Genomic DNA, 16,193 nt, shown 5'->3' on the forward strand with positions numbered 1-16,193 from the left:
GGCTGTGCCTTATGAGCTGGTGTGAAGTCGATTCAAGATTCGACCGCCCTACGATAGCAGAGGCGCACCTTAAGAACAAGAAAGGCCTCTTCCGCGGGCAACATGCGCTGGATGAATGGCGGATCCTTGCGACAAATGGCCCCATGCCGCACCCGAAACAAGCGGGATAGGCAGCCCCCGCCCATAAAAAAGCCCGGCAGCGCCGGGCTTTTCAGAATCGCGCCCCCTACGGATAGGAGGCTCTCGCTTCTTACAGCAACGCCTTGAGGAGCTTCGCCATCTCGGAAGGATTGCGCGTGACCTTGAAACCGCACTCTTCCATCACAGCCAATTTGGCATCCGCAGTGTCAGCGCCACCGGAGATCAGGGCACCTGCGTGACCCATGCGCTTTCCGGGGGGCGCTGTTACGCCTGCGATGAAGCCGACAACCGGCTTCTTCATGTTCAGCTTGCACCAACGTGCTGCTTCGGCTTCGTCCGGGCCGCCGATTTCGCCGATCATGATGACCGCATCGGTATCAGGATCGTCGTTGAAGGCTTGCATGACGTCGATGTGCTTCAAGCCGTTGATCGGATCGCCGCCGATACCTACCGCAGAAGATTGACCCAGACCGATTTCGGTCAACTGCGCCACAGCTTCATAAGTCAACGTACCGGAGCGGGACACCACACCGATGCGACCCTTGCGGTGAATGTGACCGGGCATGATGCCGATCTTGATTTCATCGGGGGTGATCAAACCGGGGCAGTTCGGTCCGAGCAACAAGGTTTTCTTGCCGCCGGCGGCTTCTTTGGCCTTCATGCGGTTGCGCACTTCCAGCATGTCCTTGACAGGGATGCCTTCGGTAATACAAATCGCCAGGTCCAGGTCAGCCTCAACCGCTTCCCAGATCGCCGCAGCTGCGCCAGCAGGTGGCACATAAATCACGGAGACGGTAGCGCCAGTTTGGCCGGCAGCTTCTTTGACGGAAGAGTAGATTGGAATGTTGAAAATCGACTCACCGGCCTTCTTGGGGTTCACACCCGCCACGAAGCAGTTTTTGCCGTTTGCGTATTCCTGGCATTTTTCAGTGTGAAACTGGCCGGTCTTGCCGGTAATGCCTTGGGTAATGACTTTGGTGTCTTTGTTGATAAAAATCGACATGGTGATTCCTTAGCGGGCTTTGACGGCTGCAACAACTTTTTCGGCCGCTTCGGCCATGCTGTCGGCGCTGATGATAGGCAGGCCGGATTCGGCCAGCATCTTCTTGCCGAGGTCTTCGTTGGTACCCTTCATGCGCACCACCAATGGCACCGACAAGTTCACGGCCTTGCAAGCGGTGATCACGCCGGTCGCAATGGTGTCGCACTTCATGATGCCGCCGAAGATGTTGACCATGATGGCCTCGACCTTGGGGTTCTTCAGCATGATCTTGAAAGCTTCGGTGACCTTTTCAGGGGTTGCGCCGCCGCCCACGTCCAAGAAGTTGGCGGGCTCAGCACCGTACAACTTGATGGTGTCCATGGTCGCCATCGCCAAGCCGGCACCGTTCACCAGGCAGCCGATGTTGCCATCGAGACTGATGTACGCCAGGTCAAACTTAGACGCTTCCACTTCAGCTGCATCCTCTTCGTCCAGATCGCGGTAAGCCACGATTTCAGGGTGACGGAAGAGTGCGTTCGGGTCAAAGTTGAACTTGGCGTCGAGCGCCATCACGTTGCCCTTGCTGTCGCAGTTCAGTGGGTTGATTTCCACCAAAGACGCATCAGTGTCCATGTAGCACTTGTAGATCTTGGCGAAGATGTCTACCGCCTGATCCACCGAAGCGCCGGTCAAGCCGATCGCTGCTGCAACTTTCTTGCTCTGCTCGGTAGTGATACCGGTCAAAGGATCGATCATCTCGGTGATAATTTTTTCAGGCGTGGAGTGCGCCACTTCTTCAATATCCATGCCGCCTTCGCTGGACGCAATCAAAGCCACTTTTTGGGTAGCGCGATCCGTCACCAGGGAAACGTACAGTTCGTTTTTGATGTCTGCGCCGTCTTCGATGTACAGACGACGAACCTTCTGGCCCTCGGGACCGGTCTGGTGCGTCTTGAGCTGCATGCCCAGGATCTCGGTAGCCAGGCGCTTGACATCGTCAATCGACTTAGCCACCTTCACGCCGCCGCCCTTACCGCGACCACCTGCGTGGATTTGTGCCTTGACAACCCATACAGGGCCGCCGAGTTTTTGAGCGGCTTCCACCGCTTCTTGCACTGTGAAAGCCGGAATGCCGCGGGGAACGGGCACACCGAATTGACGCAAGATTTCCTTGCCTTGGTACTCGTGAATCTTCATGACGTCTCTCTTTGGGACAGGACTATGTTCACCGTGTGGTAACTGGGATGTAATCACCGCGCGGCACTGGACACATCAACCCGCGAATGTATCATGCTGCGACGCACAATACTGGTGCGATGCTTACAGCTGGGGCATTACGGGTCGGTCATGCTCCATGCAGCGCGCAGTTTGATGCCCATTATTTGCCCCTTGCTTACACCATGAAAAAAATTTTTATCGACGGCGAAGCCGGTACTACAGGTCTGCAAATCCGCGAGCGTCTGCAGACCATGCCGCAAGTGGCGTTGATTAGTATTGACCCCGCCCTTCGCAAAGATCCGCAAGCCAAGCGAGCCCTGATTGCAGAAGCCGACCTCGTCATCTTGTGCCTGCACGACGATGCCGCCAAAGACACGGTTGCCATGGTCGACGAACTGGAGCGCGAAACAGGCCGCCCCGGGCCGCGCATCATTGATGCATCCACCGCGCACCGTGTCGACCCGACATGGGTGTACGGATTTCCGGAGCTTGCCGCAACCCAACGTAACGCCGTGATACAGGCCCGTCGGGTCAGCAATCCCGGGTGCTACGCCACCGGCGCTATTGCACTGATTCGACCTCTGATCGATGCAGGCCTTCTCCCGGCAGATCATCCGGTGTGCTTACCCTCCGTGAGCGGATTTTCAGGGGGTGGACGCACCATGATCGAAGCCTACGAACAGGGCAGTGCCCCGCCCTTTGAGCTGTACGCGCTCGGCTTCAAGCACAAGCACATTCCCGAGATCATGAAATACACCGGTCTGACTTGCTGGCCTCTCTTCGTGCCTGCCGTGGGTAACTTCATCCAAGGCATGCTGGTGCAGTTGCCATTGCATCTCGACACCTTGCCGGGCAAGCCTACCGCCCAAGCCTTGCACGATGCACTGGTTCGCCACTATGCCGGAAGTGAGTGGGTGAGCGTGGAGCCGATGACCCCGGATCTGAAACTCGACGCTGTGGCCTTGGCAGACACTAACAAACTCGAACTTCGCGTCTTCGCTAACGATGCGGCCGCCGATGGTTTTGCGCATGCGGTGCTGGTCGCGCGCCTGGACAATCTGGGCAAAGGTGCCAGCGGCGCCGCGGTTCAGAATCTGCAACTGATGTTGGGCTTGTAAGGCTAGAGTTCTTCGTCGTGCCCGCCACCAGACACCACGCGGTGGATGGTGTCGCCGCCAAAGCCCCGGCTGGCCAGGAAGCGCATCTGCTTGGCCCGCTCCGCCGCATCTTGCGGCTGTGTACCAAATTTCTTGCGCCAGACCTCCCGGGCTCGCTCCAGCTCCGTCGTTCGTAAGGCGGCCATCGCCTCTGCCACCGCCTCCGGCGCGAGCCCTTTGGACTGGAGTTCTTGCTTGATGCGGGACGCCCCCATCTTGCCGGCCCGCCGATACACCACCGAACTGACGACACGGTCTTCGTTGATGAAGTCTTTGGCGGCAAGCGCATCCAGCGCCTGGGCCAAGGCACCGGGCTCTTCTTCAAACCGCTGGAGTTTGCGCTCCAGTTCGGCCCGCGAATGTTCGCGGGTGCTCAGCAAGCGCAAAGCCCTGCCCGTGAGTGAAAGCGCTTGAACTGCCACCGCCTGACCCCTGCGAATAATTGCTATTAAATCAATAGCTGCTTGCGCTTTATCTACAAGGGCTAGCAGCCTATCTGACGATTATTCCGCCTTCTCAACCTTGTCCGCCTTTTTGCCCTTGGGCTTGGCTTCCGGCTCGGCGACCGGCAGCAAGGGGATACCGAGAGACAAGCGGACTTTGTTTTCGATTTCCACGGACAACTCAGGGTTCTCGCGCAAAAATTCGCGTGCGTTGTCACGGCCTTGGCCGATCTTTTCGCCTTGGTAGGCGTACCAGGCGCCGGACTTTTCCAGGATACCGGCATTCACCCCCATGTCGATGATTTCGCCGTGACGGCTGATGCCTTCGCCAAAGAGAATATCGAACTCCGCCGTTTTGAACGGAGGGCTGACCTTGTTCTTGACCACTTTGACTTTGGTCTCGTTGCCGATGGCATCTTCCCCCTTCTTGATGGTGCCGGTGCGACGGATGTCCAGGCGCACAGACGCGTAAAACTTCAGCGCATTGCCGCCGGTCGTGGTCTCTGGTGAGCCGAACATCACACCGATCTTCATACGGATCTGATTGATGAAAATCACCATGCAGTTGGTCTTTTTGATGTGGGCCGTGAGCTTACGCAAGGCCTGGCTCATCAAGCGGGCTTGCAGGCCGGGCAGGCTGTCGCCCATCTCGCCTTCCAGCTCGGCCTTGGGGGTCAAGGCGGCCACCGAGTCCACAATGATCAAGTCCACCGCACCCGAGCGCACCAAGCTGTCTACGATTTCCAACGCCTGCTCGCCGGTGTCGGGCTGGCTGATCAACAAGTCTTGCAGGTTCACGCCCAGCTTTTGCGCGTACTGGATATCCAGCGCGTGTTCGGCATCCACAAAGGCGCACTGGCCGCCTTGTTTTTGCATCTCGGCAACCACTTGCAGAGTCAGCGTGGTCTTACCCGACGACTCCGGGCCATAGATTTCCACCACACGACCACGGGGCAAACCGCCTACGCCCAAAGCAATGTCCAGCCCCAAAGAGCCTGTGGACACGACCTGAATGTCTTCAATCACCTCACCCTCGCCAAGACGCATGATGGTACCCTTGCCGAATTGCTTTTCAATTTGTGCCAGCGCGACTTGCAAGGCTTTGGCCTTCTCGGCGTTAGCGGCGGGGTTCTTCACTGCGTCCATGGAAATCTCCTGAAAAATCAAGGGTGGGATGACTGTTTATCCATATGTCATTAACAACAGGCTGGATGCTTGAACAGTAGTCTAAGCGCGTCGTTAAATTCAAACAAGCACAAAATTAGTCAGTTTGCTTTACTATTTACAGGATGATCACCTCGACTTCCAACGACACTTGGCGCAGCCACCATGTGGGACACTGGTTGCGACTCGCGTTGGTCCGCTTTGACGCCCGGGTTCTGGAGCTTATGGCCCGACACACCGCCGCGCCCTTGGGTCTGGCCAACCTAGCGGCGAGAGGGCAGGTAGGTGCTGCGCACATTCACATTACCCGGCACCTTGATCTACAAGGCAGCCGCCTGACCGACCTTGCGGCCCGGGCCGGCATGACCAAACAAGCCATGACCACCCTGGTCCATCAGTGCGAAGCCTGGGGCATGGTCGAGCGCACAGACGACCCCCAAGACGCACGGGCCAAACACATCCGCTTCACCGCCACTGGGCTTGCCTGGTTACAGGCCTACCAGGATGCAGTCGTCCAGGCGCAAGAAGAGCTCCAGCAGTCCGTCGGGGCCGAGGTGGCCACCGTCATCCACCTAGGTCTGGAGGCTTACAGCGGCGGCTGAACGCCTCGCGCCTAGAATGGTGGCAAGCGGGCACAGCACCGCGCCCAGCCAGGAGACAAGCATGCGAATACTGATAGCTGAAGACGATCAAGTACTGGCCGACGGCCTGTTGCGGGCACTGCGCAGCGCAGGCGCAGCGGTCGATCATGTGGCCAGTGGCACCGAGGCCGATGCGGCACTCATGACCAACACGGAATTCGACCTGCTGATTCTCGACCTCGGCCTGCCCAAAATGCACGGCTTGGAGGTCCTGAAAAAGTTGCGCGGACGCGGGTCCTCCCTCCCGGTATTGATCCTCACCGCGGCCGACAGCGTGGATGAGCGCGTGAAGGGTCTGGACTATGGTGCAGACGACTACATGGCCAAGCCTTTCAGCCTGCAGGAGCTCGAAGCCCGGGTCCGCGCGCTGATCCGGCGCGGCATGGGGGCCAGCAGTAGCAGTATCAAACACGGCCCCCTGACCTATGACCAGGCAGGTCGCGTTGCCACGATCGATGGCAAGATGGTCGAGCTCTCCGCGCGCGAGCTGGGGCTGCTGGAAGTGCTGCTGCAGCGCGCGGGGCGGTTGGTCAGCAAAGATCAGCTCGTCGAGCGTTTGTGCGAGTGGGGCGAAGAGGTGAGCAACAACGCCATTGAGGTGTACATCCACCGCTTGCGCAAAAAAATTGAGAAAGGTCCGATCCGCATTGCGACGGTCCGCGGCCTGGGCTACTGCCTCGAAAAAATCGCCGGATGAAAATTTTTCAGCGGGAGCAACGCAGCCTGTTCGGGGAAATCCTCGACTGGATGCTCACCCCGCTGTTGCTGCTCTGGCCCGTGAGTCTGGTGCTGACCTGGCTGGTCGCCCAAGGCATTGCCGGCAAGCCCTTCGATCGCGCCCTGGAGTACAACGCCGGAGCTCTGGCGCAGCTCATCACGGTCAACAAAAATCGCGCACAGTTCGTGCTGCCGTTGCCCGCCCGCGAACTGCTCCGCACCGACGATGCCGACACCGTGTATTACCAGGTGTTGGGCAGCCAGGGCGAATACCTCAGCGGCGAAAAAGACCTGCCGCTCCCGCCTGAGGAAGACCGTGTGCCGCCCGGCGAAGTCCGCATGCGCGAGGTCGACTACAAAGGCGTGGACCTTCGCGTGGCGTACATGTGGGTGCGCACCGACATACCGGATGCACGCCCCGCCCTCGTTCAGGTGGCGGAGACCATGGACAAGCGCTCGGTCCTTGCAACCGAAATTGTCAAAGGCGTGATGTTGCCCCAGTTCGTCATCCTGCCGCTGGCGGTGTTGCTGGTCTGGCTGGCACTGGTGCAAGCGATCAAGCCTCTGAATCGCCTTGAAGAGCGCATCCGTGCCCGCAGTCCTGACGACCTCAGCCCCCTGGATGTTGAGGCCGTACCTTTGGAGGTGGTGCCCCTGGTCTCCTCGGTCAATGACTTGTTGATGCGTCTGAAAGACTCCATCGCAACACAAAAACGCTTCCTGGCCGATGCAGCCCACCAACTCAAGACGCCGCTGGCCGGTCTTCGCATGCAAGCCGACCTGGCACAACGCCAAGGCGCCAGCGCCGACGATCTCAAACAGTCCCTGCGGCAGATCGGCCGCTCCAGCATCCGCGCAACCCACACTGTCAACCAGCTACTCGCTTTGGCCCGTGCAGAAAGCAGCGGCACCGTGCTGGCGCACCAACCCTGCGACCTGGCCAAACTTACGATGGAGGTGGTGCGCGATTGCGTGCCCAAAGCGCTGGAGAAATCCATTGACCTCGGTTATGAGGGCGTGGAAGCCGGCACCCCCGGGGTCGCTATTCCGGGCAACGTCACCCTCCTCAAGGAGATGGTGCGCAACCTGGTCGACAACGCCATCAACTACACCCCGTCCACGGCAGAGCGCGCGGGCGTCATTACCGCGCGCGTCCTGCTGGATCCCTTCAGCGGGGCACTCGTAGTGCAAGTAGAAGACAACGGCCCGGGCATCCCTTTGGCCGAACGCGAACTGGTGTTTCAGCCGTTTTACAGAGCGCTGGGTAACGAGGCAGATGGTTCCGGCCTCGGCCTGCCCATCGTGCAGGAAATTGCACGCCAACACCATGCTGAAATTGCGGTCGACGACACCAAGCCGGGCTCTGCCCCGCCAGGCACCACCTTCACCCTGCGCTTTATGCCGGCCAGCGCGGCACCGCTGATCCCGGGCCCGACTTAGCTGCAGGCCTTGAGCGGGTGGCCCTGCAGGACGGGTTTGAGTTCTTGGAGCTTTGCCTTCAGCGCCTCATTGACCGCAGGCAGCTTGAGTTGCTGCACCGCACCCGCTTCCCGCTCCTGCACGACCTTGGCCGTGCGGATCCCTTTGGGTGCCAGCTTGGCCAGCTCGCTCTTGGCAGCAGCTTCGGTTTCAAAGCCCGCCAGGACCAGTCCCGGCTGAAACTCTGAGTTGTGGACCGGCTCGGACTTGATCCCCATGCCAGTCAACTCCGCTTTTTTCTTGGTGAGCAAATCCTCACTTGCGAATTTGCCCATGTAGACCACCCAGCGAGCCGACACCTTGGCGGACTCCAACTGCCAGCTGCCGCTGGGAAGTGCTGCGTCCAGCGCTTTGCGCAAGGCGACTGCAGCGTCATCGCTGAAAGGACCGGCTTGCAGGCACTCCTTGGGTGCCGCTTCGGCCTGCGCTTGCGCCTCGGCCTTCTTCATGTCGGAGGCACTCAGCACCTGCACCGCCTCCGGCTTGATCTGCTGCTGCAGTCGCTGAGGCTCGTTGCTGGTGTGCGGCGCAAAGCCGTACATCTCCAGATAACGGTGACTCCAAGCGAAATACACCCCGTTGGCCAAGAGCAGTAACAGAACAATCAGACGCAACATACAGATCAGGATGAAGAAGGAGAGGCCCCGGGCGCCGGGCGCACACTCACCTCGGAGCTATTGATTTTGACAATTCCGTGCTCAGTATGCACCAGCAACACCCCGGCGGCGTCCACCCCGCGGGCGGTGCCCTGGGTGCCGTCGGTACACACCACCGCCTGGCCATACAAGAGATCGCGTGCGTGAAAGCCCGCCCGCAAAGGCGCAAACCCTTGCGTCACGAAAGCCAACAGTGCGTGCACCAGCGGCGTTGCCACGCGCTGCAACACCTCGGGCGCATCGATACCAGGCATGAGCTCCTGCAACGCAGCGGGCGGCGTCCGCAAGCCGTCACCGTCGCGCGGCATGATGTTGATTCCGATGCCAATCACCGCATAGCGCTGGTCACCGGCACTCGCCGTCTCGATCAGGATGCCCGCCAGCTTGCGGCCTTGCCACCAGATGTCATTGGGCCATTTGAGTTGCAAATCGGGGTGCAAACTCTGCACCACCGACAGCCCCACTGCGAGCGACAGGCCCGACCAGTCCTCGGGCTGCAAAGGCAAACCCAGAGAAAACGTCAGCGTAGCACCCACGCCCTGGGTGTCGCTCTGCCAGTCCCGGCCAAGCCGGCCACGACCGGCCGTCTGGCGCTCCGCCACCAGCAACACGGGATCACACAGGCCTGCACGCGCTCGGCGCATGAGCTCGGAGTTGGTGGAGTCCACCTCGGGCAGCACCTCCACACTGAAGCCGGGAAGTACGGCAAACACCTCTTCCCAGATGGCTTCAGCGGGCCAGCGTGTCATCGCTTGGGGGCGAGCAGGGTGCCGCGGCAGTTGGAGCTGCCACACCAGCAGGGGTACTCCGCCTTGAGCTTCTTGGTGTAGCGCTCTTCGAGAATCAGACCGTAGTCGTAGTTCAGCTCTTCACCGGCCCGGATGTTGCGCAGCGCTTTGATGAAGACCCGGCCACCCTCTTCATCAGCGATGCAGTTGCCATCGCAAGAGTGGTTGATCCAGCGAGAGGAGTTGCCGCCGAACAGCGCATCGATCACATTGCCGTCGTCGAGCGAGAAATAGAAGGTGTGGTTCGGATCTTTGGGGTCGTGGGGGTGGCGGTCCTGGGCTTCCTGCCAGCTAATGATCTCGCCCACATACTCAATGATGGTTTCGCCTTCGGCGATATCCTGCAGCGCAAACACCCCTTTGCCGTGGACTCCGGAGCGCCGTGTCTGGATGCGCCGTGCCGGCGAGGCGGGCACACTGGTGGAGGATTTCACTGGGGTTTTTGCCACGGCCGGAAAGTTTGGTATGGTGAATCGTATGGGCGCGCATGTGTGCGTGCCTGCGTGTGCAAGTGCGCGCCTGCGCGCACGCGAGAATTGGATTGTAGTCAGATGAAAAACACCGTTTTGAACAAAACATTGGTTATTGCTGAAAAGCCGTCGGTCGCCCAAGACATCGTGCGTGCACTCACGCCCACCGTCGGCAAGTTCGAGAAACATGACGAGTACTTTGAAAGCGACAGCTATGTCGTCTCCAGCGCGGTAGGCCACTTGGTGGAGATCCAGGCGCCGGAAGAGTTTGATGTCAAACGCGGCAAGTGGAGCTTTGCCAACCTGCCCGTCATCCCGCCCCACTTTGACCTCAAGCCCGTCGACAAAACCAAAACGCGCCTGAACGCCGTGGTCAAGTTGGCCAAGCGCAAAGACGTGGACAAAATCGTCAACGCCTGTGACGCGGGCCGCGAGGGGGAGCTGATCTTCCGTTTGATCGAGCAGTACGCCGGTGGCGCCAAGCCCCTGGGCAAGCCCGTGAGCCGCCTGTGGCTGCAATCCATGACGCCCCAAGCGATTCGGGACGGGTTCGAGCACCTGCGCACCAACGCCCAGATGCAACCCCTGGCCGACGCCGCCCGCTGCCGCAGCGAGGCCGACTGGCTGGTAGGCATCAACGGCACCCGCGCCATGACGGCCTTCAACAGCCGCGATGGCGGCTTCTTCCTGACCACCGTGGGCCGGGTACAGACGCCCACGCTCTCGGTGGTGGTGGAGCGCGAAGAGCTGATACGCAAGTTCGTGAGCCGCGACTACTGGGAAATTCACGCCACCTTCGCCGCCCAAGCCGGCGAGTACGCAGGCAAGTGGTTCAACCCCGCCCACAAGAAAGACGCGGACGACGCTGAAAAGAAAGCCGACCGCGTCTGGACCGCAGCAGAGGCCAAGGCCATCGCCGACGCCGTGCGCGGCCAGGCCGCCACCGTCACCGAAGAGAGCAAGCCCACGACGCAAGCTTCTCCCCTGCTGTTTGACCTGACCAGCCTGCAGCGCGAGGCCAACGGCAAGTTCGGCTTCAGCGCCAAGACCACCCTGCAAATTGCCCAAAGCCTGTACGAGCGCCACAAGGCCCTGACCTACCCCCGTACCGACTCACGCAACCTGCCGGAAGACTATGTGCCGGTGGTTAAAAAGACCTTTGAGATGCTGGCCGACAGCGACATGCGCCACCTGGCCCCCCATGCGCTGGTCGCACTCAACAACAACTACATCCGCCCCACCAAGCGTGTGTTTGACAACGCCAAGGTCTCGGATCACTTTGCCATCATCCCCACCCTGCAAGCGCCCAGCGGCTTGAGCGAGGCGGAGCAAAAGGTGTATGACCTGGTGGTGCGCCGCTTCATGGCGGTGTTTTTCCCCAGCGCCGAATACCAAGTCACCACCCGCATCACCACTGCAGCGCAGCACGCCTTCAAGACCGAGGGCAAGGTGCTGGTCAAACCGGGCTGGCTGGCCATCTACGGCAAAGAAGCCGCCGCTGAAGTGGAAGACGCCAAAGAAGGCGACAAGGGTCAGAACCTGGTGCCCGTGGCCCCCGGAGAAAAAGTCAAAGGCGACCCGGTAGAGCCCAAAGGCTTGAAGACCAAGCCTCCCGCCCGTTACTCGGAAGCCACCCTGCTCGGCGCCATGGAAGGTGCCGGCAAAACTGTGGAAGACGACGAGCTGCGCGAAGCCATGCAAGAAAAAGGCTTGGGCACACCAGCCACCCGCTCCAGCATCATCGAAGGCCTGATTGCCGAGAAATACATGCTGCGCGAAGGCCGCGAGCTGATTCCCACCGCCAAGTCCTTCCAACTCATGACGCTCTTGCGCGGCCTGGACGTGCAGGAACTCACCAAGGCCGAGCTCACCGGCGAGTGGGAATACAAGCTCGCCCAGATGGAGCAAGGCAAGCTCAGCCGCGAGAAGTTCATGGCCGAGATCGCCGCCATGACCGAGCACATGGTCAAAAAGGCCAAGGAATACGACCGCGACACCATCCCGGGCGACTACGCCACGCTGGCGGCCCCCTGCCCCAACTGCGGCGGCATCGTGAAAGAGAACTACCGCCGCTACACCTGCACGGGTGCTACCGGCGCCGAAGAAGGCTGCGGCTTCTCGTTCGGCAAGTCACCCGCAGGGCGCACCTTTGAGCCTGCCGAGGTGGAGCAATTCTTGCGCGACAGGCACATCGGCCCGCTGGACGGCTTCCGCTCCAAGGCCGGTTGGCCTTTTGTGGCCGAGATGGTCATCAAGTTTGACGAAGAGGCCAAAAACTACAAACTGGAGTTCGACTTCGGCGACGACAAGGCCGGTGAAGAAGACGGTGAGATCATCGACTTCAGCGCACAAACCGCGCTGGGGGCCTGCCCCAAGTGCGGCGGAAGCGTGTTTGAGCACGGCAAGAACTATGTGTGCGAAAAGTCGGTGCCCACTGACGCCCAAGCGACCCCGAGCTGCGACTTCAAGAGCGGGCAGATCATCCTGCAGCAGCCGATTGAGCGCGAGCAGATGCAAAAGCTGCTGGCCACCGGCAAGACCGACCTGCTGGACAAGTTTGTCAGCATGCGCACCCGCCGCAACTTCAAAGCCATGCTGGCGTGGGACGCGACCGAGGGCAAGGTGAACTTCGAATTCGCCCCGAGCAAGTTCCCGCCGCGCAAAACGGCCTTCAAGGCAGCCGCCAAGACTACAGCCGCTACCAAAACAGGAGCTACTCGCGCAGCATCTACGGGGGCTGCAGCCAAAAAAGCACCTGCAAAAAAGGCCGCAGCCGTCAAAGAAGCCAAGCCCAAGGCCCCGCGCAAAACCACCGCCGCCAGCGGCAAGCAGCCCAGCGCCGAATTGGCCGCGGTGATCGGCGCGGAGCCTATTGCGCGCCCGCAGGTCATGAAAAAGCTGTGGGACTACATCAAGGCCAACGGCCTGCAGGACGCCAAGGACAAGCGCAGCATCAACGCCGATGCCAAGCTGCTCGCCGTGTTCGGCAAGCCGCAGGTCACCATGTTTGAGTTGGCGGGCATTGCCGGCAAGCACCTGAGTTAAGGCCACCTTCATCTTGGACAGGCACACTGCACCCCATGCAATTCACTGATCAAGATGACGAACACGCCCCCCACAGCGCAGCCGAGCGGGCGGCGGCCGCGAGCCGCAGCACCTGGGTCAGTGTGGTGGTGAACGTGGTGCTGGCCACCGCGCAAGTGGTGGTGGGCACCCTCACCAAATCCCAGGCGCTGATTGCCGACGGCATTCACTCCCTGTCCGACCTCGTGTCGGACTTTGTGGTGCTGTTCGCCGGGCACCATGCCAAGAAAGATGCCGACGAAGACCACCCCTATGGCCACCAGCGGTTCGAAACCGCAGCCTCGCTGGCACTGGGCTTGATTCTGCTGGCGGTGGGCGGCGGCATGGTGTGGTCGGCACTGCAAAAGCTGGAGTCGCCGGACACCATCGCCCCTGCACACACCACGGCCCTGTGGGTGGCGCTGGGGGCTATCGTCACCAAAGAGCTGCTGTTCCGCTACATGCTGCGCACTGCCAAAGCGGTGAAGTCCAGCCTGCTGGTGGCCAACGCCTGGCACGCGCGGTCGGATGCCGCCTCGTCATTGGTGGTGAGCCTGGGCATTCTGGGCAGCATGGCCGGTTACCCCTTGCTGGACCCGATTGCCGCGCTGATTGTGGGTTTTATGGTCGGGAAAATGGGCTGGAGCTTTGCGTGGGATGCTCTGCACGATCTCATGGACCGCGGCCTGGACGAGGCCGAGGTGCAAGCCATCCGCGCGACCCTGCTGGCCACCCCCGGTGTGGCCGGTGTGCACGATGTGCGAACCCGCAAGATGGGCGACATGGTGGTGGCCGACGCCCACATTGAAGTGGACGCCAAACTCACCGTCGAAGAGGGGCACAACATCGCCGTGGCCGCGCGCAACGCCGTGCTCAAGCGCCACCGGGTCCTCAACCTGATGACCCACGTGGACCCGGCCCACCGGCCGGACGCCGACCACCAGCCGGTGGTCTGAGCAAGCTGCAAAAACCGCTTTAGCCGGTTTGGGCGGGCTTGGCGCCCGCAGCCCAACGCCAGGCCAGCAGCACAGCCACCACCGCAAGCTGGACCGCCATGGCCAGCCAGGGCGCCAGACCCAGCGATGCGCCACCCTTGACCAGTTGCTGCAGGCCGAACAAGGGTTCAAACCAGGTCGCCAACTCCGGCGCGCTCCCTGCCACCAAGCCGGGCAGCACCACCCCCAACACAAAGAGCGTTAGCAGCGTCATGCCGGCCGGCTTGCGCGTGGTGTTGCGCAGCGCAAAGAAGTGGTAGATGCCGCAGTCCCGCAAGCAATGCAACAAGGCCAGCCACATCACGTTCCCCAAGGACGCCAGGTGCTGGTCGGGATTGATGCCCATCACGCCATAGAGCAGCACAAACAGCGCCGCCATGGCCCAGCTCACCGGCCACAAAGGCAGGGCCTGCAACATGCGGCGGCGGGGGCTGTGGGCATGGTGAAACAGCACGGCCTGCCAGACAAGGCGGTTGTTGCTCTCGGTAAACAAGGCCGCATACGTGGCCAACAGCGCCACACCGGCCAGTGGCACCATCAGGTTGGCATCGCGGGCGTCTTCCGGCATGAAGCCGGCCAGCATCCAGCCCACCGCCAACACGCCCAGCGCCCAGGCCCAAGGGGTAGACCGCACCATCAGCTGCTTGCCCATGCTGCGCCACAAGGCCAGCAATCCCAGCGCCAGCATCAAGGCGGCCAGCACCAGCGACTGCACAGGCAGTGGCAGCCCCAGACTCCACCAGCCGCCGGAGGCCAAGACCTCGTCGGTCGGGCTGCGCAGCACCATGAACACCATGGGCAGCGTCTGCAAGGCCATGAACAAGCCGAACAGACGGCCTGCCGTGCTGCTGGACTTTTCGGTACGCAGGTCTAGGGTATGCAAGCGGCTGGCCATCAGCCAGGCATGCAGGGCGACTGCGCCAATGGCACCTGCCAGCATCCAGACGCAGCGGCTCAAGAAACCCGGCAGGGTCGAGGCCGCGAGCACCGCCACCACAGCACACAGCAGAGCGCCGTACCAGGCGTAGGCCGTGCTGCCGAATAGCTTGCCCCAGGCCATCTGCCAGGGGGTGAGTGCGCTCAGGCGCTGCTGGTCCCAGGTGCGCTCTGTCACTTCGTTGTTGATGCTGGACATCACCAACAGGCTGCCCCAACCCACGGTGAGGCCGGTGAACAACACCGTGCAGGCAATAAACAGGTTGTCCCGCGGGTTGTGCTCGCTCATGGCGACGGCCAGCAGGGCGATCAGGGTCAGCACGCCGGGCATCAGGGCGAGGCGGGCGGGCGAAATTTCCAACCAGAGGTTGCGCTTGAATTCCGGGTTCATGGTGCAGCTCCCGAGGCGTGGTGGGGATCGGCTTGGCCGTAGCTCATCTGCAGGCTGGTGCGTACTTCCTGAAAGGCACATACGGGCACACCCGCTGCTGTGAGTTTGGCCAGCAAGGCCGCGCGTGCGGCCAGGTCGCCGGCAGGCAGGTAGACCGTGGTGGGTGTGGCGCCACTCGCATCCAAGTGCGCCACTTCATAAGCGGCCAGCGCTTGGGCCAGTTGCGGCGCGGGCGCAGCCAGCTGCACCTGCAGCAGCGCCTTGACCACGCCTTCGCTACCGGTGGCGGTCGCCGCCAAACTGGCAAAGCGGCTGACCCGCCCTTCGCGGATCGAGAGAATGTGGGTGCAATACTCGTCGAGCTCACTCAGGATGTGGCTGGACACCACCAGCGTCATGCCCTTGGCCTGCAAGGTCCGGAACAGGACAGACAAGTCGGCACGGGCTTCCGGGTCAAGGCCGCTGGCAGGCTCGTCCAACAGCAGCACTCGGGGCATGTGAACAATCGCCTGACCGATCGCCACCCGCTGGCGCTGGCCGCGCGACAGGTTGCTGGCCAGGCTCTGTAGCTTGTCGCTCAGGTTCAGAAAGCGGGCAACGTCCAGCACCCGCTTGGCAATATGTTTATCGGCAATGCCCTGAGACGCCGCGGCGTAGCTCAGGCACTGCTGGACGGTGAGCTCCTGGTAGAGCCCGAAAAAGTCGGACAGATAGCCCAGTTGGGTGTGCACCTCGCGCGGGTGTTCCTGAACATCGATACCGCCGACGGTGATGCTCCCGGAAAGCGGCGTATCCAGCCCCGCCATGCAGCGCATCAAGGTGGATTTGCCCGCCCCGTTGGGCCCCACCAGCGCGGTCACCGTACCCGCAGGAATGTCGACCGACACCCCGTGCAGCGCCCGGTGGCCCAGGTAATCGAACACCAGATCCCGAACTTGAATCATGCTTTGCC

Annotated in this window: 14 protein-coding genes and 1 pseudogene; 6 read left to right on the forward strand and 9 right to left on the reverse strand. The window is 61.3% G+C overall.

All coding sequences use genetic code 11. The features are described from left to right. Window positions 1–250: 250 nt before the first annotated feature. Complete coding sequence (gene sucD / locus QZW03_RS11580) at window positions 251–1,144, reverse strand: succinate--CoA ligase subunit alpha (RefSeq protein WP_296510162.1); 894 nt, start codon at window positions 1,142–1,144, stop codon at window positions 251–253. A 9-nt stretch (window positions 1,145–1,153) separates the two neighbouring features. After that, window positions 1,154–2,320 carry an ADP-forming succinate--CoA ligase subunit beta gene (sucC, locus tag QZW03_RS11585; protein ID WP_138512860.1) on the reverse strand — a complete coding sequence of 389 codons (1,167 nt, stop codon included), beginning with the start codon at window positions 2,318–2,320 and terminating at the stop codon, window positions 1,154–1,156. Between the two features lie 203 nt (window positions 2,321–2,523). On the opposite strand from sucC, the gene argC reads away from it, so the two are divergent. Then, on the forward strand, window positions 2,524–3,459 hold the full coding sequence (gene argC, locus QZW03_RS11590) for an N-acetyl-gamma-glutamyl-phosphate reductase (protein ID WP_296510163.1): 936 nt from the start codon (window positions 2,524–2,526) through the stop codon (window positions 3,457–3,459). A 2-nt stretch (window positions 3,460–3,461) separates the two neighbouring features. Here the strand turns inward: argC and recX are convergent, their stop codons facing one another. Continuing rightward, window positions 3,462–3,920, reverse strand: a complete 459-nt coding sequence (gene recX / locus QZW03_RS11595; RefSeq protein ID WP_296510164.1) for a recombination regulator RecX — start codon at window positions 3,918–3,920, stop codon at window positions 3,462–3,464. Between the two features lie 81 nt (window positions 3,921–4,001). Next, a complete protein-coding gene (gene recA / locus QZW03_RS11600; RefSeq protein WP_296510165.1) occupies window positions 4,002–5,087 on the reverse strand; it encodes a recombinase RecA in 1,086 nt (361 codons plus the stop codon). 143 nt (window positions 5,088–5,230) lie between these two features. Here recA and QZW03_RS11605 point away from each other — a divergent pair, with 143 nt between their 5' ends. The 3 genes from QZW03_RS11605 to QZW03_RS11615 all read left to right on the forward strand — a co-directional run bounded on the left by QZW03_RS11605 (window position 5,231) and on the right by QZW03_RS11615 (window position 7,903). Continuing rightward, window positions 5,231–5,707, forward strand: a complete 477-nt coding sequence (locus tag QZW03_RS11605; protein ID WP_296510166.1) for a MarR family winged helix-turn-helix transcriptional regulator — start codon at window positions 5,231–5,233, stop codon at window positions 5,705–5,707. A 61-nt stretch (window positions 5,708–5,768) separates the two neighbouring features. After that, on the forward strand, window positions 5,769–6,443 hold the full coding sequence (locus QZW03_RS11610) for a response regulator transcription factor (protein WP_296510167.1): 675 nt from the start codon (window positions 5,769–5,771) through the stop codon (window positions 6,441–6,443). After that, the gene (locus QZW03_RS11615) at window positions 6,440–7,903 is read left to right on the forward strand and encodes a sensor histidine kinase (RefSeq protein ID WP_296510168.1); all 1,464 of its coding nucleotides are present in this window, start codon (window positions 6,440–6,442) and stop codon (window positions 7,901–7,903) included. Before QZW03_RS11610 ends, QZW03_RS11615 begins: the two co-directional genes overlap by 4 nt. Here the strand turns inward: QZW03_RS11615 and QZW03_RS11620 are convergent. From QZW03_RS11620 to QZW03_RS11630, 3 genes and pseudogenes are all read right to left on the reverse strand, one after another. Further along, a complete protein-coding gene (locus tag QZW03_RS11620) occupies window positions 7,900–8,559 on the reverse strand; it encodes an SPOR domain-containing protein (protein WP_296510169.1) in 660 nt (219 codons plus the stop codon). The genes QZW03_RS11615 and QZW03_RS11620 overlap by 4 nt on opposite strands. 5 nt (window positions 8,560–8,564) lie before the next feature. Further along, window positions 8,565–9,347 (reverse strand): biotin--[acetyl-CoA-carboxylase] ligase, encoded by a 783-nt coding sequence (locus tag QZW03_RS11625; RefSeq protein ID WP_296510170.1) that lies wholly within the window; start codon window positions 9,345–9,347, stop codon window positions 8,565–8,567. Further along, window positions 9,347–9,835: pseudogene (locus QZW03_RS11630) on the reverse strand (SET domain-containing protein-lysine N-methyltransferase); the annotation flags it as partial. The gene QZW03_RS11625 and the pseudogene QZW03_RS11630, both read right to left, overlap by 1 nt. Window positions 9,836–9,952: 117 nt before the next feature. Between QZW03_RS11630 and QZW03_RS11635 the strand changes: the two are divergent. Further along, the gene (locus QZW03_RS11635; RefSeq protein WP_296510260.1) at window positions 9,953–12,901 is read left to right on the forward strand and encodes a DNA topoisomerase III; all 2,949 of its coding nucleotides are present in this window, start codon (window positions 9,953–9,955) and stop codon (window positions 12,899–12,901) included. Window positions 12,902–12,936: 35 nt separating this feature from the next. Next, window positions 12,937–13,875 carry a cation diffusion facilitator family transporter gene (locus QZW03_RS11640; protein ID WP_296510171.1) on the forward strand — a complete coding sequence of 313 codons (939 nt, stop codon included), beginning with the start codon at window positions 12,937–12,939 and terminating at the stop codon, window positions 13,873–13,875. Window positions 13,876–13,894: 19 nt separating this feature from the next. Here the strand turns inward: QZW03_RS11640 and QZW03_RS11645 are convergent, their stop codons facing one another. Then, entirely contained in the window at window positions 13,895–15,241 is a 1,347-nt protein-coding gene (locus tag QZW03_RS11645) for a hypothetical protein (RefSeq protein WP_296510172.1), read from the reverse strand. Then, on the reverse strand, window positions 15,238–16,185 hold the full coding sequence (locus QZW03_RS11650) for an ABC transporter ATP-binding protein (protein ID WP_296510173.1): 948 nt from the start codon (window positions 16,183–16,185) through the stop codon (window positions 15,238–15,240). Before QZW03_RS11650 ends, QZW03_RS11645 begins: the two co-directional genes overlap by 4 nt. Window positions 16,186–16,193: the final 8 nt, after the last annotated feature.

Source organism: Rhodoferax sp. (assembly GCF_013297935.1).
In the GTDB taxonomy this organism is placed as follows: domain Bacteria; phylum Pseudomonadota; class Gammaproteobacteria; order Burkholderiales; family Burkholderiaceae_C; genus Allorhodoferax.